20 protein-coding genes are annotated in these 19,591 nt (G+C 68.4%); 8 read left to right on the top strand and 12 right to left on the bottom strand.

Going from position 1 to position 19,591, the window contains the following annotated elements; all coding sequences use genetic code 11:
• Window positions 1-31 precede the first annotated feature (31 nt).
• Genes ALI144C_RS41745 through ALI144C_RS41720 form a run of 6 tightly spaced genes read right to left on the bottom strand, consistent with a single transcriptional unit; the run spans window position 32 to window position 4,674 of the window.
• Window positions 32-442, bottom strand: coding sequence for a hypothetical protein (locus ALI144C_RS41745; protein WP_143231169.1), 411 nt, complete (start codon window positions 440-442; stop codon window positions 32-34).
• Window positions 443-488: 46 nt separating this feature from the next.
• On the bottom strand, window positions 489-1,427 hold the full coding sequence (locus ALI144C_RS41740; protein ID WP_076992719.1) for a nucleoside hydrolase: 939 nt from the start codon (window positions 1,425-1,427) through the stop codon (window positions 489-491).
• Between the two features lie 12 nt (window positions 1,428-1,439).
• Window positions 1,440-1,991, bottom strand: a complete 552-nt coding sequence (locus ALI144C_RS41735) for a non-canonical purine NTP pyrophosphatase (protein WP_076992718.1) — start codon at window positions 1,989-1,991, stop codon at window positions 1,440-1,442.
• A 34-nt stretch (window positions 1,992-2,025) separates the two neighbouring features.
• Entirely contained in the window at window positions 2,026-3,219 is a 1,194-nt protein-coding gene (locus ALI144C_RS41730) for a YqcI/YcgG family protein (RefSeq protein WP_076992717.1), read from the bottom strand.
• A 16-nt stretch (window positions 3,220-3,235) separates the two neighbouring features.
• A complete protein-coding gene (locus ALI144C_RS41725) occupies window positions 3,236-3,892 on the bottom strand; it encodes an HAD family hydrolase (RefSeq protein WP_076992716.1) in 657 nt (218 codons plus the stop codon).
• Between the two features lie 2 nt (window positions 3,893-3,894).
• Window positions 3,895-4,674 (bottom strand): MTAP family purine nucleoside phosphorylase, encoded by a 780-nt coding sequence (locus ALI144C_RS41720; RefSeq protein WP_076992715.1) that lies wholly within the window; start codon window positions 4,672-4,674, stop codon window positions 3,895-3,897.
• Window positions 4,675-4,981: 307 nt separating this feature from the next.
• On the opposite strand from ALI144C_RS41720, the gene ALI144C_RS41715 reads away from it, so the two are divergent.
• The 3 genes from ALI144C_RS41715 (at window position 4,982) to ALI144C_RS41705 (ending at window position 8,467) form a co-directional block, all read left to right on the top strand.
• Entirely contained in the window at window positions 4,982-6,211 is a 1,230-nt protein-coding gene (locus ALI144C_RS41715; RefSeq protein WP_202819175.1) for an MFS transporter, read from the top strand.
• A 386-nt stretch (window positions 6,212-6,597) separates the two neighbouring features.
• Window positions 6,598-7,182, top strand: coding sequence for a TetR/AcrR family transcriptional regulator (locus ALI144C_RS41710; RefSeq protein WP_076992713.1), 585 nt, complete (start codon window positions 6,598-6,600; stop codon window positions 7,180-7,182).
• Window positions 7,183-7,255: 73 nt separating this feature from the next.
• Window positions 7,256-8,467, top strand: a complete 1,212-nt coding sequence (locus ALI144C_RS41705; protein ID WP_076992712.1) for a Cmx/CmrA family chloramphenicol efflux MFS transporter — start codon at window positions 7,256-7,258, stop codon at window positions 8,465-8,467.
• Window positions 8,468-8,521: 54 nt separating this feature from the next.
• Here ALI144C_RS41705 and ALI144C_RS41700 read toward each other — a convergent pair whose 3' ends face one another.
• Window positions 8,522-9,451, bottom strand: a complete 930-nt coding sequence (locus tag ALI144C_RS41700) for a M64 family metallopeptidase (RefSeq protein WP_330359644.1) — start codon at window positions 9,449-9,451, stop codon at window positions 8,522-8,524.
• A gap of 163 nt (window positions 9,452-9,614) precedes the next feature.
• Here ALI144C_RS41700 and ALI144C_RS41695 point away from each other — a divergent pair, with 163 nt between their 5' ends.
• Window positions 9,615-10,553, top strand: a complete 939-nt coding sequence (locus ALI144C_RS41695) for a LysR family transcriptional regulator (protein ID WP_076992710.1) — start codon at window positions 9,615-9,617, stop codon at window positions 10,551-10,553.
• An 87-nt stretch (window positions 10,554-10,640) separates the two neighbouring features.
• On the opposite strand, the gene ALI144C_RS41690 is transcribed toward ALI144C_RS41695, so the two are convergent.
• The 5 genes from ALI144C_RS41690 to ALI144C_RS41670 all read right to left on the bottom strand — a co-directional run bounded on the left by ALI144C_RS41690 (window position 10,641) and on the right by ALI144C_RS41670 (window position 15,147).
• Complete coding sequence (locus ALI144C_RS41690) at window positions 10,641-11,900, bottom strand: hypothetical protein (RefSeq protein ID WP_076992709.1); 1,260 nt, start codon at window positions 11,898-11,900, stop codon at window positions 10,641-10,643.
• Window positions 11,897-12,535 carry a hypothetical protein gene (locus tag ALI144C_RS41685; protein ID WP_076992708.1) on the bottom strand — a complete coding sequence of 213 codons (639 nt, stop codon included), beginning with the start codon at window positions 12,533-12,535 and terminating at the stop codon, window positions 11,897-11,899. Before ALI144C_RS41685 ends, ALI144C_RS41690 begins: the two co-directional genes overlap by 4 nt.
• A 128-nt stretch (window positions 12,536-12,663) precedes the next feature.
• Window positions 12,664-13,155, bottom strand: coding sequence for a DUF6294 family protein (locus tag ALI144C_RS41680; RefSeq protein ID WP_076992707.1), 492 nt, complete (start codon window positions 13,153-13,155; stop codon window positions 12,664-12,666).
• A 160-nt stretch (window positions 13,156-13,315) separates the two neighbouring features.
• Window positions 13,316-13,960: a response regulator transcription factor gene (locus ALI144C_RS41675; protein ID WP_076992706.1), complete on the bottom strand. Its 645-nt coding sequence runs from the start codon at window positions 13,958-13,960 to the stop codon at window positions 13,316-13,318.
• Entirely contained in the window at window positions 13,948-15,147 is a 1,200-nt protein-coding gene (locus ALI144C_RS41670) for a sensor histidine kinase (RefSeq protein ID WP_076992705.1), read from the bottom strand. The genes ALI144C_RS41675 and ALI144C_RS41670 overlap by 13 nt, the downstream gene beginning before the upstream one ends.
• 143 nt (window positions 15,148-15,290) lie before the next feature.
• On the opposite strand from ALI144C_RS41670, the gene ALI144C_RS41665 reads away from it, so the two are divergent.
• The 4 genes from ALI144C_RS41665 (at window position 15,291) to ALI144C_RS41650 (ending at window position 19,589) form a co-directional block, all read left to right on the top strand.
• Window positions 15,291-16,031: an ABC transporter ATP-binding protein gene (locus ALI144C_RS41665; RefSeq protein WP_076992704.1), complete on the top strand. Its 741-nt coding sequence runs from the start codon at window positions 15,291-15,293 to the stop codon at window positions 16,029-16,031.
• A gap of 5 nt (window positions 16,032-16,036) precedes the next feature.
• Entirely contained in the window at window positions 16,037-18,607 is a 2,571-nt protein-coding gene (locus tag ALI144C_RS41660) for an FtsX-like permease family protein (protein ID WP_083753881.1), read from the top strand.
• Window positions 18,608-18,693: 86 nt separating this feature from the next.
• Window positions 18,694-19,158, top strand: a complete 465-nt coding sequence (locus ALI144C_RS41655; protein WP_076992703.1) for a DUF4396 domain-containing protein — start codon at window positions 18,694-18,696, stop codon at window positions 19,156-19,158.
• Window positions 19,159-19,229: 71 nt separating this feature from the next.
• Window positions 19,230-19,589, top strand: a complete 360-nt coding sequence (locus ALI144C_RS41650; RefSeq protein WP_076992702.1) for a helix-turn-helix domain-containing protein — start codon at window positions 19,230-19,232, stop codon at window positions 19,587-19,589.
• Window positions 19,590-19,591 lie beyond the last annotated feature (2 nt).

Genomic DNA, 19,591 nt, shown 5'->3' with positions numbered 1-19,591 from the left:
TCCGGGGCACGTGCTCCGGGGCTGTCTGCGCTCAGGTCGGCTGCTGGTGTTTGCGGGCGTGCCGCCAGCGGGCGACCGAGCCGTAGTAGTCATTCGACTGAGGTGCGTACACCATGACGGCACCAACCACGAAGAGGACTGCCCCGATCAGGACGTAGATCGCTTCCTGCCCTGTCCGGCTGTCGCCCACGTGCTCGATCGCACCCGGCAGCCACTGGAAGGCCGAGAGGGCGAGGAAGACCGTCGAGACCGCACGGGCCCAGCTGAAGCGGATCGCCAGCAGGGCGAACAGCAGGGCCGCCGACGGCGGGGTCGTGGTCGAACTCCCCGGGCCGCCGAGGTTCGTCGCGGTCATGCTGAACAGCAGAGCCGCCAGTGGCAGCACGATCAGGGCCCCGATCAGCACGCCGGGGCGCTTCGGGCGCTGCACAGGCTCAGTCATGCGATCAGTGTGCGGTGCCCGTCGGGGACCGTTCCCGAACCCCGGGTCACGGGTTTTCGACCAGCCGGGCCAGCATTCGTTCGCGCAGGTCGTCCAGTGCGGCTTCGACCGCGATCAGCACCTGGTTGTCGCCGGGGGAGCGGACTGCCAGTGCGCCGCGTCTCGGCCCGAGCCCGCATTCGACGTCCACCGGCGTCGGACGGCAGTCCAGGACGCCCGGCCAGATCACCTCGGCGAGCGCGATGGCGTCGTGCAACACGAGGACGTCCTTGCCCAGCAGATCCCGGTAGTGGGCACGGTAGGGGCGTGCCATCGCCGTCAACGCGGCGCCGGTCCGGCCCGAGGCACCGAGTCGGTCGAGCCACGCCGAATCCACCCACGACCGGTGCGTGAGGTCCAACGGCACCAAGGTGGTCGGGACGCCGGAACCGGCGAGCACCCGGCGCGCGGCCTCCGGATCGGACCACACGTTGAACTCCGCGGCAGCGGTGATGTTGCCGCACGCCAGCGCGCCACCCATGACGACCAGCCGTCCGATCCGCCCGGCCAGTTCCGGGTACACCGCCAGGGTCAGTGCGACATTGGTCAGCGGCCCGATCGCCGCGATCGTGACCGGGCGCTCGGCGGAATCCAGGATCCGCGCCATGGTCTCCACCGCGGGTTCGGCCTCCACAACCCGCCGTGGGCCAGGCAACGTGTCGGCCACACCGCCCAACCCGTCGCCGCCGTGCGCGTGCGTGGCGTCGTGCGGCTGCTCGTGGACCAACGGCCGCGCCGCCCCACGGCTCACCGGAACGTGGTCGACGCCGCACAACGCCAGCAGCCGCAAGGCGTTGCGGGTGGTCCGCTCGATCGGCACGTTGCCGAACACCGTGGTCACGGCCCGCAGGTCGACCTCGGGGCTCCGCGCCACCATGGCGAGCGCGAACGCGTCGTCGATTCCAGGGTCTGTGTCGATGATCAACGGAACACCGGTTGACGACATCAGGGTCTCCAGTCACTCCGTGCCGCGGTCCGCCAGCCAGGCCTTGGCCGACTCGAACGGGCCACGGCGCATCGTCACGGCCATCCGTTCGGTGAACGTCAACTCCGCCAACGTCTTGTCCGATCCGTCCACCTCGAAGATCGGTGTCCAGCCGCCGAGATCGCCGCGCGGGGCCACAATCGTCCCCTTGAGCCGCCCTTCCCAGACAGCCGTCTCACCCCGGTGGAGCACGCCGACAGCGCTGACCGCCTCGGCCGTGGAGCTTCCCGTGGGTGCCAACGCGGCCGAAGCCAGCCGTGCTGTGCCCATCTCCTCGACGAACCACTTGACCAGCGCGCCGGGCAGTCCCGCCCACGCCTCGATGTGCAGGCCCGTGTCCTCGACGACGACCGTGCCGGTCACGCCCAGGCTCGCGATGGCGTCGAGCTTGTGCGCCACCACGATCGCCGGTTCGGTCGCCTGGATTTCCGGGACGTCGATTCGGAGTTGTTCGACATCGGGGAAGACGTGCCGCGCTTCTTCGAGTTTGATGGCGTTTCCACTGGCGAACCGGATCGGGTGCATGGAAAGGACGACTTCTTTCGTTCCAGGGATTTCCTCACAGGATAGCGGCGTCGTACCAGGCGGGCGCCGGTGTTCCGTCACCGAGGGCGGGAAGGAATCGATGAGCCTCCAGTTCGCCTGTTCCGGAGTACGACTGCAGGCCGTCGCTGAACCGCTGCCGGATCTGTTTGCGGATCTGTCCGGAATCGCGGCCGAGCCGTGCGTGGAACGAACTGTCGGGTTGCAGCAGGATGAACACGGTGTCGTCGACGCCGTAGGTGTACCGGCTGTGGTCCTGCCCGTACAGCGGCGCGAAGACCGGGACGAAGTAGTCCTCGCCGTCGAACGAGAACCGCCAGCCTTCGCGCACCACGTCGCCGCGGTTCAGCACCCGGGGTTCGCGTGGGTCGCTCGCCATCAGCGTGCCGAGCACCGTCCGCAGCAACCGGCCCAACCGCGCCAAGGTGCCGCCGAACTGGTCCGACGGGAACGCGAAGACGAACCCGTCGAGAACCTCGCGCTGCGCCGCCCTCGTGAACCGAAGTACGCCGTCCAGCGCCGCCCTGACGTTGTCGGCGACCGTCAAGGAGCTGTCGTGGTCGGGCGCTCCCCACAGCCGTGCGACCGTCGCGAATGGACAGTACGTGTGGTTGACGACCGGCTCGAACCGCCTGGCCGACTGGGCGTACATCGGGTTGTGGAACGTCGCCGCGAGCTGGCCGACCGGCTCGGACGTGAACGCCGACCGCAGCCGGTCGAACACCTGCAGGTCCAGCGTGATGGCGATGTCCAGCAAGGCGATGTGGTACTCGGGGATGAGCTGGTGCAACGGCCGCAGCGACTGGGCGTTCACCGTGTCGTAGCCGATCTCGTACAGACCGATGTTGCGGACCACCTCGGTCAGCAACGCCCGCGGGGTGGCCATCTCGCAGCCGCCGCGGACATGGCCGCGCCGCTCCTCGATGACCTTGTCCAAGGACGCGCTGTGCCCGAGGCCCTGGTACGCCTTCTTCAGCACGACACCGTATCCGTCCGCGATCCACGCGCTCGCGGCGTAGAGGTCGACCAAGGCGGACTCGATGACCGTGCGGTTGTCCTCCTCGACAGCCGTTTCCAGTAAGGCGTGCCGTTCCTGCAGGTAGAACACCGCCGACAACGGTGCGACGCTGTGGTCCGCGCGCATCGCCGTCCGGCTGACCGCCGCCTGGATCTGCGCGACCGGCAGTCTTGCTGCCACCGGCTCGATCATCGGGTCCCCCTGGCGTCTAACGGATGTGTGCGACTCGGGCGATCGCGTCGGACAGCGTCGGCACCACGTGCGCGTCGAGGCCGTCGAAATGGTCGATGGACTGCAGCGAATCCGGGCCCTGGTGGTAGACCACGCACGTGATCCCGGCATCGCGGGCGGCGAGCACGTCGTCGGTGGTGTCCCCGATCAGCACGGTGGTGCGCGGATCGAGGCCGGTCAGGTGATTGCGCAGGTGCCAGGCCTTGGTGTCCGGCCCTGTTCCCGGAAACCCGTCGACGCTGGTGAAGAACTCGGTGACGCGGTGCTGCCGCACGTGCGCGGTCAGCGCGTCCTGCGGGCACATGGACAGGATCGACTGGGTGCCACCGGCTTTCGACCACGTCTCCAGCGCCTCGTGCGCACCGGGCGTGAGGCCTATGCGCTCTCGTTTCCCGTCGTAGACCTGGTCGAACTTCTCGCGCAGTCGCGCGTATTCGCGCTCGTTCAGCGTCCGGCCCGCGAGCAGGCCGAAGAAGGCCGAGATGGGGCGGGTGAAGAGCCGCTGGTGGTCCCGCACTGTCACCGCGCCGAGCCCCGTCATGGCGAACGCGGCGATGACCGATTCGATGAGCGCCCGGCTGTCGCCGACCAGTGTTCCGTTCCAGTCCCAGACGATGTGCGGTTTCGGTGCCACGGCTACTTCTCGATCGGCGCCGACTCCGCGCACCCGCACGCGGACGGCCCGGTGCCCAGTTTGCCGGTGAGCTCGGCGACGATGCGGCGGAACCTGGCGGCGTGCTCCCTGCGGGATCCGTGCCAGTGGTTGGCGTTCATCCTGTGGTCCGACAGCCCGGCGCCCAACGTGATCACGCCTGCCACCGTCGCGAAGCACATCCCGGCTTCCCTGGCGAGGATCGCGTCCGTGGTGCCGGTGTGCCCGATCACGTCGCCGCCGAGCAAGCCGTACATCCTGACCTCGGCGCGCGTCTCGAACCGCGGCCCCGGCACACCGACGTAGCACCCGGTCGGCGCCATCGGAACGGCGATCCGGTCGGCGGCTTCGAGCAGCTGCTCCCGCAGCGCGGGGCAGTACGGCTCGGTCATGTCCGCGAAGCCGAACTCGTCGTCGCCGAAGAAGGTGAACTGCCGGTCCTTGGTGAAGTCGATGAACTGGTCGACCAGCATCATGCTGCCCACCGGCAACGAAGTGCGCAACGTCCCCACCATGGCGGTGCTGAGCACCTTCGTAACGCCCGCGGCCGCCAGCGCCTCGATGTTCGTCCGGTAGTCGATCGAGTGCGGCGGCCGCGGCCTGCCGGAACTGTTGCGCGGCAACACGATCAGTTCGTGTCCGGCGAGTCTGCCCTTGACCGCGGGTACGGCTTTCCCCTTCGCGGGCAGTTCGACGCGTTCCACGTCGTCGAGCCATTCGCGAGCGTCGACGTCCTGACTACCGAGTACGGCCAGGTCGGTCACACCAAAGTCCTTTCGGGATCGCAGCACGAAATGGCCGCCCTGAACCAGTGAGTCAACTGTCGAAGGCGGCGAACGAATTTGCTGTGATATCTGTGAGATCAACCCCCATTCGCACGCTACACAGCAACGACAAAGTGGTCAATAGGCTCGCCATGTGACGTTATGAAATGAGAAAACCCTGGTGTGTATGCCTTTCTGGTATGCTCGCGCGCAGAATCGGGCGCATTAGCACGCTAGGTGGCTGGGTAGGCGTGCCAGTCGATGGTGCGCAAATGGAGACCCGATGTCCTACCGAGCTTTGCTCCGGGTGGTCAGCCCGACGTTCTTCCCGCTGGGCCTGCTCGCTCGCCTGCCGTACGCCATGGCCCCGCTGGCGACGTTGATCCTGCTCGAATCCGTCACCGGCAGCTACACCTTCGCCGGTCTGGCCGGCGCGGCGCAGTCCATCGCGACCGCGGTGGGCGGTCCGGTGGTCGGTGCGCTGGCCGACCGCTTCGGCCACCGGGTCGTGGGTTCCACGGCCGCTGTGTGCAACGTCGTCGCGATGGCCCTGTTGCTGCTGGCAACGCAGATGGACCGTCCGGCGATGTTCGTCGCGGCGACGTTGACCGGATTGACCCAACCCCAGGTGGGTCCACTTGTGCGCGTGTACTGGTCACATCTCGCGCACACACAGGGGCAAGCGAAGTTGTTGCCCACTGCGTTGTCCTATGAGGCGGCGGCTGACGAGACCACTTTCGTCATCGGCCCGGCGCTGGTCGGGGTGCTGACGGTGATCTCTCCGGTAGCGCCGACGGTGGCGACGATCGCCGTGCTTGCCGGTGCCACTTTGCCCTTCGCGTTCGTGCACGCGCGTCCGCATGTGGCGCTCGCCGATCGTCCGGCCGCTTCGGCTGAGCGGTTGCCGCGTGGGCCGTTGGCCGTGATGTTCTTTGCCATGGCTTTGATCGGGGCAGTGTTCGGCGCGATTCAGACTGGTGTTGCCGCTTACGCCACTGGTACGGGACAGCCCGCTGCCGCGGGGCTGTTGTACGCCGAGCTCGGGATCGGCAGTGCGCTTGCCGGGGTGGCTTGTGCTTGGTTGCCGCGGCGGTTCAAGATGCGCCACCGGTATGTGACGTTCTCCGCCACTTTGTTGGGAGGTATGTCGCTTCTGCTGGCCAATGGGGCTGTGGTGTCTCTTCCTGCGGCTATTGCCGTTGCCAGCGTGACTGTCGCGCCGTACATGATCAGTTTGTACGCGTTGACGGAACGGTTGGCTCCGCCTCACAAGGCTGCTGTCGCTATGACCATCCTGTGTGCTGGGGGGCCGCTTGGTACCGCTCTTGGTCGGGCTGTCGCCGGAAATCTGGCGGACGAGCACGGCGCGATGGGCGCTTTCATTGTCGCGCCGGTGACAGCTGCAGTGGCACTGGTGCTCGCGGTGGGTGTTTTGGTCGTTGATCGGGGGCGTGGTGCTTGGTTGCCTGATGAGCGGTCTTTGCTCGAGGTTTCTGGTTCTACAGACGGGGTTCCTCGCCGGGAGGCAGATCTCTGAGCAGGAGAGGGCGGGTCTCCTTCCTGGCACATGCTTGAGTGATCTGACCCTCAGGGTGGTTCTTGGTCGCCGTTGGCCTGGTCGTCATCGCCAGAGGGCTGCGCCACTGCCGCACTCTCGGTTCTCGGGCAGTCATGCGGTGGCAAGCAATGGGGACTTTGAGAATTGGCGCTCTGCCCTCTGGGCATCCGTGCCTTGACCAGTCCCGTTCAAGGACTCGGACAAAGTTGAAGAGTGACAGGCATGCGTTGGAATGGCGCTTGGGCGGTGGTCACTGTGGGAAAGCGTGGTCCGAAGCCGACGCGTTGGCCGCGTACGACCCCTACGAGTTGTGACGCCCCGCTCGTTTTGAACTGACCGATCCAAAACCTGGTACGGTCGTCCGCATGGCCAGGCCGAAGGAGTTCGACGAGCGCGCGGCGATCGGGCGCGCCATGGACGCGTTCTGGTCGCGTGGCTACGAAGGCACGTCGACCCAGGCACTCTGCGACGCCACCGGCCTGGGCCGCAGCAGCATCTACAACACGTTCACCAGCAAGCACGAGCTGTTCCTGCGCGCGTTCGACCACTACGCCGAGCGCGGGTTCCGGGACAGGGCGGCGTTGCTGGAGGCCAGGAGCACCGCGATCGAGCGCTTCCGCGCACTGTTCGCGTACACCATCGACGAGGACGTCGCCCACGGCCGACGCGGCTGCCTGGTGGTCAACGCCGTCGCCGAGTTCGGTGACCGGGACCCGGAGATCAGCGCCCGGATCGAGGCCGACACCCAGCGGCAACTCGCCCTGCTGACCACGTGTGCGGTGGAAGGCCAGCGGGACGGCACGGTCAACGCCGACCGTCGCCCGAGCGACATCGCCGAGTTCGCCCACAGCACCGTCGCCGGACTGCGGATGATGTCCCGGCGCGGCGCCGAACAGGCGGCCATGCGCGCGGTCGCCGACCTCGCGGTGGACGCGATCGCCGCCAAGTAGTCCCCGCGGCACACGCGATGCCGTCACACGGCGACATTTTGGACTAATCAATACAAAACTGGAGGGAATTCCCGTGCCCTTGGCAGTCGCTGTGCTCGGGCTGAGCGTCTTCGCGCTCGGCACGTCCGAGTTCATGATCACCGGCCTGCTCCCGGGGATGGCCGCCGACCTCGGTGTCGGCATCCCGGAGGCCGGGCTGCTCATCTCCGCCTTCGCGATCGGCATGGTCGTCGGCGCTCCTCTGCTGGCCATCGCGACCCTCCGCGTGCCACGGCGGGCGACGCTGATGAGCCTGCTCGTCGTCTTCGGCATCTCCCACGTCGTCGGCGCGCTGGGGACTGGATACGCGTTGCTGTTCGCCACGCGCGTCGTCAGCGCCGTTGCCTGCGCCGGGTTCTGGGCCGTCGCCGCGGCCACCGCGGTCGCACTGGTTCCGGCCGCGCGACGCGGTCGTGCACTCGCGATCCTGGTCGGTGGCCTCACCGTGGCCAACATCGCCGGTGTCCCCGCCGGAACGTTCCTCGGCCAGCACGCGGGCTGGCGCTCGGCGTTCTGGGCTGTCACCGTACTCACTGTCATCGCGTTGATCGGCGTGTTCGCACTCGTCCCGGAAACGCAGAACGGCAGCGAAAAGACCCACATCAGCACCGAACTGCGGCTCTACCGGGGTGGCCGGTTCTGGCTGGCGCTCGGCGTGATCGCACTGGCTCAGGCGATGATCTTCGCGACCTTCAGCTACCTCGCCCCGCTGCTGACTGAGGTCAGCGGCCTGCCGGCGGGCTGGGTGCCGGGCGTGCTGTCCCTGTTCGGTCTCGGTGCGCTCATCGGCATCACCGCAGGGGGACGGCTGGCCGACGCGAAACCGTTCCTGACGCTCTACGGCGGCCTCGCCATCGCCCTGCTCGCACTGGTGTTGCTCGCTGTCTCGGGCCCGACGACACCGGTGGCGATCTTCGCCGTGTTCCTGTTCGGCGTCGCGGGTTTCGGCGTCAACCCGGCGCTCAACGTGCGCGCGTTCACGGTGGCGGGCAACGCCCCCACCCTCGTCGGCGCGAGCACGACGGCCGCCTTCAACGTCGGCAACACCCTCGGCCCATGGCTCGGCGGCGAGGCGATCGACGCCCGACTGGGCTACCCGAGCGTGGCATGGGTGAGCGTTGGTCTCGGCGTCGCCACCCTGCTCGTGCTCACCCTCGCGGCGGGCATCCACCGCACCGGCAACGCCCGTCTGGTCCGCGAAACCGTTGCCCGGCAGGACAGTCCGGCGCAGGCACAGCGGTCGTGAGCCAGGAGTGGCCGTCCGGGCTCGTCCACACCGTGCGGACGAGCCCGGGGAACGCTAGACCACTCCGCCTGCCTTGCGTTGGATCGCGGTGCGCATGACGTCAAGGCCGATCAGGTTGAACGGGCGGCCGAGCGATCGCATCAGCGAGTTGTCCGTGGGCCGGTAGATGCCGCGGCGGTGGTAGTACCCGCCTTGATAGGTGCCGATGACACCGCCGTCGGGCGAGGTCCTGCCCAGGTAGGCGTACCACTTGAGCTTGTACTGGGACATGGTGGCGCTCGGGTACACCGACACGTTCACCTCACGCGGCTCCGAGCCGGTGTAGAGGTCGTTGGGGTAGTCGTATTCGTCGGCCAGGCCGCCGATCGAGTGGCCGAGTTCGTGCGCCACGATGTCGCCGGACTGGGCGTTGCCACCGGAGGACGTGGCCACTCCGCCGCCCGCGCCGCCGTACTTGGTGCTGTTGGCGACCGCGAGGACCTGGTCGACCTGGGGCGCGGATGCCGCGTACTGCTTGGCTTTCGTCTCGTTCACGCACAGCAGGCGCTCGGTGCCGCCGCACCAGAAGTTCATGTCCAGCGCGGTGTCGCGGCGCACCCCGTTCGAGGGATCGTTGTCCACACCGGACTGGTTGGACACCACGTTCACCTGCCAGACGTTGAAGGAGTCCTTGAGCGACCTGTACGGCTCGATCCTCGTCAGCTCGTTCCAGCGGTTGACCACGTGCTGGTGGTAGGTCGCCATCTGGGAGGCGGTGTAGCCGTCACCGACGAAGACCAGGTCGAAGCGGGACGCCGACGGCCCGGTCTGCTGGATCGGCACGACCTCGGCCGCGACGGCGGACAGGGGCGCGGGCTCGGACGGCGGTTCGACCACCCGGACACGGGAGATCGTGCCATCGGGCGAGAAGACCTCTTTCACGACCGTGCGTTCAGTGGCCGCCGCAGGGTGGATGATCACGAACGCGGACGCCACCAAAGCCATAACCACGGATAATGGACGGACGCGCATGAGCGGCTCCGTTCAGAGCAGGGTGCAGGGATGGGCGTCGGTGCAGGGAGACGCCCACTGAAAAGGCTGTTCCGTCCGGCGCGTTGTGGGAAATCCCCTATCCCATCCACGCGGTCGATGGGGCACCCTCTGACGGGTGGAGTTGGAGCTACGCCACCTGCGCACGGTGTGCGCGATCGCCGAAGCCGGCAGCCTGACGAAGGCGGCGGCGGTGCTGCGGATGTCCCAGCCGGCGCTGTCCGCGCGACTCAACCGGCTCGAACAGGAGATCGGCGCGACGCTGTTCATCCGCACCGCGCAGGGCATGACCCCGACCAAGGTCGGCGACTTCGTGTTGCTCCGGGCGAGGGCGATCCTGCACGGAGTGGACGAGTTGGCACGGGACGCGGCCAGGCTCACCAACGATTCCTCGTCGGCCCTCGCACTGGGCGGAACGATCGAATCGGTCTCGGTCGGCCTGGTCGAACGGCTCGGCGACAGCCTCTCGGGCATCGACGTACGCCTGGTCATGGAGTATTCGCCGCTGCTGCTGTGGGATCTGCTGGTAGCCGGACGGCTCGACGTGGCGACGCTGGTGGACTACCCGGGCTACGAGCAGCGTTCCACACCGGCAGTGCTGTGCGAGGTGATCGTCCGTGAGCCGGTGTTCATCGCGTTGGCCGAATCGGACCCGTTGTCCTCACTGCCGGAAGTGCCGTTGGCCGAACTGGCGCAGCGGACGTGGGTGATGACGCCGTCGGACGGCGCAGGCTGGCCAGACTGCTTCCACGCGGCATGCGGGAACGAGGGCTTCCGCCCGAACGTCCGCTACACGACACACAGCACCGACTCCATCCGCACACTGGTACGAACAGGCCGAGCGGTGACAGCCTGCCAACCGGTGTACCAACCCGGCGAAGGCGCGGTGGTCCGCCCGTTGGCAGGCAACCCGTTGTCGATGCGACACCTGATCGCCTGCCCACGAAACGGGAACATGGCGCCCAGACTGCCCAAGCTCGCCGCATTGGCACGCGACGCGTACTGGGCACATGTCCGCGCGACGACGCCGTTCCACCACCAACTCCGAAGCCCCTGATCAAGAAACGCACTCCCACACGCTCTCACGGCCGCACAGCACGCCAGCGCGTCCATACCTCACGACGTCAGGACCTCCTGACCGCCGCTACTCGGGGTTTGCCGGGTGCTGGGCGTACAGCAGCGCCATAGCCCGGACCTCGGGACGGACCTGGTCGGCGCCGACTTGGCGGAGCACCTGTGCGATCAGCCGGAACGGCCGGTGTGTCCGGGCGCAGATCACCGCTGCCTCGCTGTCGGCCCACCACAGCGGCCAGCCGGGGAGATCCGCGGGTTGGATGTCGTTGTCGCCCAGTCGCCGCGTCATCACGTCGAGCAGCCGGTACGCGGCAGGCCAGTCCTCGTCGACGGCCAGCCCGAACGCCATGTAGCCGTAGAACTCGTACTGTCGCCGTGGCTGGACCACCGGCACGATCCGGGACAGCACCTCGAAAGCGGCGCGCCCTTCGCCGGAACGCAGCAGTACGAGCCCGTAGTTGATCGCGATGTTCGGGGAGTACGCGTAGAGCCGGTACGCTTGGGCGAGGACGCCGCGGTTGCGTTCGTTGTCCTCGGGCGTGTCCCTGAGCGTGAACGTGGTTCTCATGACCTCGTCGGCCGCCTGCTTCGCCGCCACTTCCCGCCGCAGCACCTCGGCGACCTTCTCGCTGAGCTCGAGGTCCAGCGCCTTCTCCGGCGTTCCCACGGTCATGTGCGCCGAGGCGGCCAGGTCGTCGAAGGACCGGTCGTTCGGCCACTTCGCCCGCAGGTCCTCGTACTGCCACCAGAAAGTCCGGAACGCGTTGGCCGCGAGCGCGCACTGCATGGTGATCACCTTGCACGCCCGCGTGTTCGGCTCGATCCGCAAGGCGGACAGCGCCAGGTCCAACGCCTCGAAGGCGTCGCCGCCGCGACCGCGGACCGTGGCCTGGGTGATCAGGGCCAGGAAGTTGTCCGGGTTCGCGGCAAGGAGTTCCTCGGTGATGGCCCAGGCTTCGTCGAGCTGCCCGGCCTGTGTCAGGCGCTCCATCCGGACCTCGGCGTCCGTGCGGTCGACGCCTTCGCGGACTTCGAAGACGCCGCCGTGCGCCCGCACCAGGAACGGATCGTGGATGGTGGGCATCCCGACGTCTCGCAGCTGTTGCAGCGCCTCCCGGGCACTGGTGGCGATCTCGACGGCCTTCGGCTGGTTGCGCAGGATCAGGATCGCGTGTGTGCCACGGCCGAACCGCCGGTTGACCAACTCGTGGACGAACCGTTCGCCGCCCTCGCCGAGATACCGGCCGATCTCGTACTCCGCGTCGTCGATGCGGACCACGCGGCCTTCGAACTCCTCGGGATCGTCCACGGTCAGGTCGAGGTCGGTCATAGCATCGTCATCCAGTCCGTCTCGGGAACGGACAGCTTGAGGAACAACGGACTGCCGACTACCCGTGACTGCCCCGCTTCCAGTAGAAGGAAAACGGTGGTCATGGTCAACGGCATGCCCTCGCTGAAGAAGCGGTTGTTGGCGGACGTCAGCTGGAAACTGCCGTCGGCCTGAGGCCCCTCGCTGAAGTTGCGCAGCGAGCAGTCCAGCAGCAGCGGCCGTTGTCCGATCGACGACTTCAGCGTCACGACGGCACTCGTGCTCAGGTCGGCGATCCCCTGCCCGAAACGGAAAACGCCGGAGTGGTGGTAGTACGCCGACAGACCGGCGTCCCACCGGTCCAGATCCGACGCGGCCGGAATCGCCGTTTCGGAGGCGAGCGCGAGCATGACCCGTTCCAGCTTCTCCAGGTAGGTCTGCTTGACCTTCCGCTCGCGTTGCAGCACGTCCTTCTTGCCGTAGGAACGCCCGCTGGAGAACAGTTTGAGGACCTGTCCGACCTTCCAGTCCGACTTGCGGTCGGTCTCCTGCTTGGCGAGTTCGGTCACCTCGTACTCGGCTTCCGGATCGACTTGCTGGTACAGCTGGTCGATCTTGTTACGCGACACATAGCAGAAGTACTCGATCGCACTCACCCCACAAGTGTCCCACCCGGCGGTCGGCGGGGGACGACCGGAACGCACAAGTGCTAGGCGTGATCGCCGCCGAGATCAACGGGTCTGAAAGATGGCCGGGCTCGTGAGCCCGGCCACCGGGCTGAGTCCTAGCAACTGCCGTGCGGCTGGAACCGTCCCATCCGGGGGTACCAGTCCGTCGGGAAGTTGCCGTACGCGAGCCACCGGTACTGCAGGTCGCTGTCCGGCATGTTCTTGGCGAACACGGTGTGGTCCGGGGTGTCGGGGTAGCGGTTGGCTACCCGTCCCAGGTAGGCGTTGTTGTGGTCCCAGACGTCGATCCAGAACAGGAAAGCGTCGTGGTCGTCGCTGCTGGTGACCGTGCCGTCGAACGTCATGGTGCCGTCCGAGTACAGGATCCACGTCGCGCCCTTGAACATGGTGCAGTCGCCCACGTTCCAGTCCGCGCTCGTCACCCAGGACTGCCAGGACAGCGCCTGGGCGCCCGGCCGCACCTCAGCCGGAGCCCCGGCCTGCGGCGTCGCGGCGGTCGCCGGGCCGGTGAGCGCCACCGAACCGATGACGGCGGCGAGCGCAGTGGTCACGACGGCCTTCAGCCCGAAAGGAATCGTTCGCTTCATTACCCCTCCTCCGACCGGGAATCTCCCGGCGACGCAAACCCTGGCAGCCGCCCCGGTCCGGCCAGAAGGGACGAAGGGGCGGCTCATGGGCCGCTTCGAAGCCGCACGAAGGAGGGGCGAACTCAGCCTCGGTCCGAAGTGTCCGATGATCGCGCCCGGATCAGTTCTTCCCGCTCAGGTACGTGAGAACGGCCAGCACCCGCCGGTGCCCGCTGTCCTCCGGCAGGCCGAGCTTGGCGAAGATGTTGCGGATGTGCTTGTGCACAGCGCCGTCGCTCACCACCAGCAGCTCGGCGATGGTCGTGTTGTTGTAGCCCTCGGCCATCAGCGCCAGCACTTCCCGCTCCCGTGCGGTCAGCACCTCCAACGGATCCGTCGCCCGCCGGTGCGCCATCAGCTGGCTGATCACCTCGGGATCCATCGCCGTGCCGCCCTTGGCGACGCGTTCCAGCGCGTCGATGAAGCGTTCGACCTTGCCGACCCGTTCCTTCAGCAGGTAGCCGACCGCGCCTTTGCCGTCGGCGAGCAGTTCCGTCGCGTAGCTGGTCTCGACATGAGCCGACAGCACGAGTACGGGCAGACCGGCGTGTAGCCGCCTTGCCTCCACCGCGGCGCGTAGGCCTTCGTCGGTGTGTGTCGGGGGCAGGCGCACGTCGGTGATCACGGCGTCCGGCCGCTGCGCGGTGACGGCCGCGATGAAGTCGTCGACGTTGTCGACGGCCACGGCGTCGATGCCCGCCGTGTCCAGCAACAGCACGAGACCTTCGCGCAGCAGGGCGTCGTCCTCGACGATCACAACCCGCATGGCAACACCACTTTCAGCTCGGTTGGTCCACCGGGTGGGCTGGACAGCGTGATGGTCCCGTCGAACGCCTCGACGCGCTTGCGGATCCCGGCCAGCCCGCTGCCGCCGGACTCGTCGGCGCCGCCGTCCCCGTTGTCGCGGATGTCGATCAGCAGGGTGTCGGCGGTGCCGTCGAGGGTGATCCAGGCGTGGTCCGCGCCGGAGTGCTTGGTCACGTTCGTCAGCGACTCGGCGACGATGAAGTACGCGGCCGCTTCGACCGCCGCGGGTCTGCGGGCCCGGCTGCGAACGTCCACAGTGCACGCGACCGGGCAACGGTCGGCGAGTGCGGTCACCGCGCCGTCGAGGCCGCGGTCGGTCAGCAGTGGCGGGTAGATGCTGCGCACCACGGTCCGCAGTTCGGCGAGCGCACCCGTCGCGGTGTCCTGTGCCTTGCCCAACAGCTCCCGTGCCCGCTGCGGGTCCTTGTCGAAGAGCTTGTCGGCGATGCCGAGTTGCAGGACCACGGCGGCGATCCTTGCCTGCGTACCGTCGTGCAGGTCACGTTCGAGACGGCGCAACTCGGCGCCGTGCGCCTCCAGCGCGGCTGCTCGGGACGCGGCCAGTTCGGCGACCCGGTCGGTCAGCACGACACCGGGTGCGGGGGAGAGCAACGACCGCGCGGTGGTCGCCTGCCAGCGGGCGACCCGAGGCGCCCACAGCGCCACCGCGATCATCGCGATGCCGCTGATCAGGCAGAGCGCGGCCAACGGCCACGACGTCACGGTGAAGGCCAGCGAGGTCTCCAACCCACCGGGGAACAGCCACCAGATCGCGGCCGTGATGATCTGACGTATCCCGCCGAGCGGCAGGGCGATGGCAAATATGCCGATGACGAAACCGGTCGCGCCGTGCAGCGCCAGCCAGGCGAGGTCGCGGCGGCTGGCCGGGTCCTTCAGCGGCGACCCGTCCCGGTAGGGCTCGGGGATCGGCTCGCCGAGCCTGCGCGCGGCACGGCGGCGTTCGAAGTTGACCGGACGGCGGATCAGCGTGAACGCGATGGGCAACGCCGGGATCCCGACCCCGAACAGGCACATCACCAGCACGAAGAACACGCCGACGAGGACGAACCAGTAGACGGCGGACGAGCCCGCGCCGATCGCCAGGTACCGGATCGCGGACCAACAGGCACGCACCCTGGTTCCCACTCCCGCAGTGTCTCATCTGGACCGGACAGCGCGCGCCATGGTGGTGCTAGCCCCACCACGAATCGTCGCACCTGAGGGATCGATGGCGAGTCGTCGCGGACGTACCTTTCTCTACGACAGATCACCACGGTCAAGGGGAAACGATGAGGTCAGAGGGCGCGTGCGCCTTGGAGTTGGACGCCGTCAGCAAGGTCTACGGATCGGGTGGCGGCGCGGTCACCGCGCTCAACGGGGTGAGCGTGGGTGTGCGCAAGGGCACGTTCACGGCCGTGATGGGACCGTCGGGGTCGGGCAAAAGCACCTTCCTGCACTGCGCGGCCGGGCTGGACCGGCCGAGTTCGGGCAGGGTGCTGCTGGGGACCACGGAACTGAACAAGCTGAAGGAGAACGCGCTCACCGAGCTGCGGCGGACCAGGATCGGGTTCATCTTCCAGGCCTACAACCTGCTGCCGTCGCTGAACGTGCTGCAGAACATCACCCTGCCGATGCGCATGTCCAACCGCAAACCGGACCCGCGCTGGCTGCGCGAGGTCGTCGACGGCGTCGGGATCTCGAAGAAGCTCGAGCACCGCCCGTCCGAGCTGTCCGGCGGACAGCAGCAGCGGGTCGCGATCGCTCGCGCGCTGATCACCCAGCCCGAGGTCGTCCTCGCCGACGAGCCGACCGGCGCGCTGGACACGCGCACCGCCCGCCAGGTGCTCGACCTGCTGCGTGGCGTGGTCGACGGCATGGGCCAGACCGTCCTGATGGTCACCCACGACCCCGTGGCGGCGTCGGCCGCGCACAGCGTCCTTTTCCTGGCCGACGGCAAGTTCGCCGGTCATCTCCCGCAGCCCACCCCGGACCGGGTGGCCGAGCGGATGACCCACCTCGGGGAGTGGTGACCGGCATGTTGGATCTGGCTTGGCAGACGATGAAGACCCGGCTGAGCGGCTTCGTCGGCGCGTTCGTCGCGATCCTGTGCGGCACGGCCCTGGTCGCGGGCTGCGGCATCCTGATGGAATCCGGCATCCGCGCCGGCGTCCCGACCGAGCGGTACGCCGCCGCGGCCGTCGTGGTCGGCGGGAAGCAGACAGTCGATCCACCTGGCACGGGTGCCCTCGAAGCCAAACAAGTAGCCGAGCAGGCGTCGGTGCCCGTGGAGCTGGCCGGGCGGGTCAAGGCGGTGCCCGGCGTGCGTGACGTGCTGGTGGAGCACACTTTCCCCGCCAACGTGGTCACGGCCGACGGCAAGGCGCTGACCGGCCCGGACGGCACGCAGTCGTGGGGACACAACTGGGCGTCCGCCGCGCTGGCGCCGTTCACCCTGCGTGCGGGCAAAGCACCCACCGGCGCCGATGACGTGGTGCTCGACGCCGACCTGGCGGCCCGCGGTGGAGTGGGTGTCGGGCAGCGCGTGAAGATCGCGACCCGGTCCACACCGGTGGAGTTCGAGGTCGTCGGGCTGGCCTCCCGGGCCTCCGGGGAGGCGCTGACCAGGCAGTCCGCGCTGTTCTTCAGCCAGGAACGGGCCGCCGGGCTGGACGGGAAACCGGGTCAGGCGCATGCGCTCGGCGTGCTGGCGGCCCCGGGGGTGTCCCCGGGCGCCCTGGCCGACCGCGTGCAGGCCGCTGTGGGCAAGGACACGGTCGCTGTCACGACCGGTATGGAGCGCAGCACGGTCGAGTTCCTCGACGTCAGCCAGACCAGGACGCTGCTGTTCGCGATCGCCGGTTCGTTCGGTGGTTTCGCCATCCTCATCGCGGTGTTCGTCGTGGCCAGCACGCTGGCTCTGGTCGTCAACCAACGCCGCCGGGAGTTCGCGCTGCTGCGGGCGATCGCGGCCACGCCGAAGCAGATCCGCAAGCTCATCGCGACCGAGACGATGCTGGTCGCCGCGGTCGCCGGGCTGCTGGGCAGCGGCCTGGGGGTGCTCGTCGGCCAAGGCCTGCGCAACGCCTTCGGCGCCGTCGGGGTGATCCCCCCGGACTTCGAGCTGGCGATCAGTCCGATCCCGCTGGCTGCCGCCTTCCTGCTCGGTCTGGGTGCGGCCCGGCTGGCCGCCTGGTCGGCGGCCCGGCGTCCGTCGGCGATCCGCCCGGTCGAGGCGCTGGGGGAGGCCGCCGTGGAGCGGCGCGAACTCGGCCGCGTCCGGGTCATCACCGGATGGGTGCTGGTGGCGCTCGGTTTCGGGGGTTCGTCGGTACCGGTGTTCGTCAGCGGTGACGGGGCGCTCGCGGCGTCGTCCATGTCCGCGCTGATCGTGGTCATCGGACTGGCTGTGCTGGGGCCGAAGGTGATCACGCTGGCCAACCGGCTGATCGCGCCGGTGCTCACCCGCGTCTCGCGGATCAGCGGCTACCTGGCCGGGGCCAACAACCACGCCAACTCGCGCCGGCTGGCCGCCGCGGTGACACCGGTGATGCTGGCGGTCACGTTCGCCATCTCGATGTTCTACAGCCAGACCTCCGCGGCCGCCGCGAAGCAGGAGGAAGCGGCGCGGTCGACCACGGCGGACCACGTGATCAGCAGCACTACCGGTGCTCTCTCACCGGAGGTGGCGCAGGCCGTGCGGCAGGTGCCCGGTGTCGCCGCCGCGACCTCGGTCGTCCGCACCGAGGTGATCAACACGGTGCAGGAACAGGAGAACCTGCGCGTCGAGCGGTACCCCGCCCAGGGACTGACCGGCGACCAGGTGCCCGGCACACTGGATCTCGGGGTCGTGTCGGGCCGGATCACCGACCTGGCAGGCGACACGGTCGCGATGAGCAGGTCCGAGGCCGACTGGTACGACAAGAAGATCGGGGACGAGGTCGAGTTCTGGTTCGGTGACGGAGCCCCCGCGAAACTGCGGCTGGTCGCCACGTACACCCACAACCAGGCCTTCGGCCAGTACGTGCTGCCCGCGGACCTGGCCAGGGCGCACACCGGCGACCGGATGGACGACACGGTGCTGGTGCGCCAGGAGCCCGGTGCCGACACCGCGGCCGTGACCGCGGCCCTGCAGGACCTCTCCGTCCGGTACCCGGGCCTCGCCGTGACGCCGGGCTCCACTGTGGCCGCCGTGGGCGGCAGCCAGGGCAAGGCGCAGTTCTACCTGAACCTCGTCGCGGTCGGTGTGATCCTCGGCTACGTCGTGATCTCGGTGGCGAACACCCTGGTGATGAGCACGGCGCAGCGCTCCCGTGAATTCGCGTTGCTGCGGCTGATCGGCGCGTCGAGGCGCCAGGTGGTGCGGATGATGCGGTTCGAGGCGCTGACCACGGTGGGCGTCGCGGCGGTGCTCGGCACGGTGGTGGCCGGGATTCCGTTGGTGCTGCTCAACCTCATCATGCGCGGCACGCCGCTGCCGTCCGGGTCGCCCGCGGTCTTCGGCGGGATCGTCGGCGGTGCCGTCCTGCTCGGACTGCTCTCGCTGGGGATCGCCACGAGGGTGACGCTGCGAGCGAGGCCGATCGACGCGATCGGGCTCCGCGATTAGTTGCCCCATACAGGGTGGGGGTATATAACTGTCGACGCCGGGATACCCCCAACGGGTATCCCGGCCTCGACGGAGGAAGGCTGGACATGAGCGACACCCACGCGCACCACCACCCGAAGGCCACCTGGTCCACCGCCGCGTCGGCGACGCTGCACTGCCTCACCGGCTGCGCCATCGGCGAGGTGCTCGGCATGGTCATCGGCACGTGGCTGGGACTGGGCAACGTCGCGACGATCGTGCTGGCGGTCGCACTGGCGTTCGTGTTCGGTTACGCGCTGACGATGCGCGGCGTGCTTAAGGCGGGCCTGCCGGTCAGGCGGGCGCTGAAGGTGGCACTGGCCGCCGACACGGTGTCGATCATCGTGATGGAGATCGTCGACAACGCCATCATGATCACCGTCCCCGGCGCCATGGACGCCGGGCTCGGCAGTGGGTTGTTCTGGGGTGCGCTGGCGTTCGCCCTCGCGGTGGCGTTCGTGCTCACCGTGCCGGTCAACAAGTGGATGATCGGCCGCGGACGGGGGCACGCGGTGGTGCACGCGTACCACTGAGCGGCCGAACCCCGGTTCCGCCTGGAGCGTAATCGGCGCCGTCGGTGCCGTGCCGGTGACAGGATGTCGGTATGGCGGACATCCTTCCCTTCGACCGGCACCGCGCCTCCGCGCCCGAACCGGAGCCGGAGCCGTTGTGGCGGGAGGCACTCGGGCGGAAGCTGCGCGCGATCAGGGACGAGCAGGGCGGACGACTGGTCGACGTCGCCGAGCGCGCGGGTATCTCACCGCAGTACCTGTCCGAGATCGAACGCGGGCGCAAGGAGCCGTCCAGCGAGATGATCTCGGCGGTCGCCGGTGCGCTCGGTGTCGGCCTGGCCGATCTGCTCGTCGGTGTCGCGGGTGACGTGCGGCGGCACACCAGCACCAGCGTTGCCCCGCTTGCCATGGGCCGTCGTCGTCCGACTGGGCCGGTGCTGATGGCCGCGTGAGT

Origin of the sequence: Actinosynnema sp. ALI-1.44, from assembly GCF_001984155.1 — a bacterium.
Lineage (GTDB): Bacteria > Actinomycetota > Actinomycetes > Mycobacteriales > Pseudonocardiaceae > Kibdelosporangium.
This window is presented reverse-complemented; position numbering and strand designations above follow the sequence as displayed.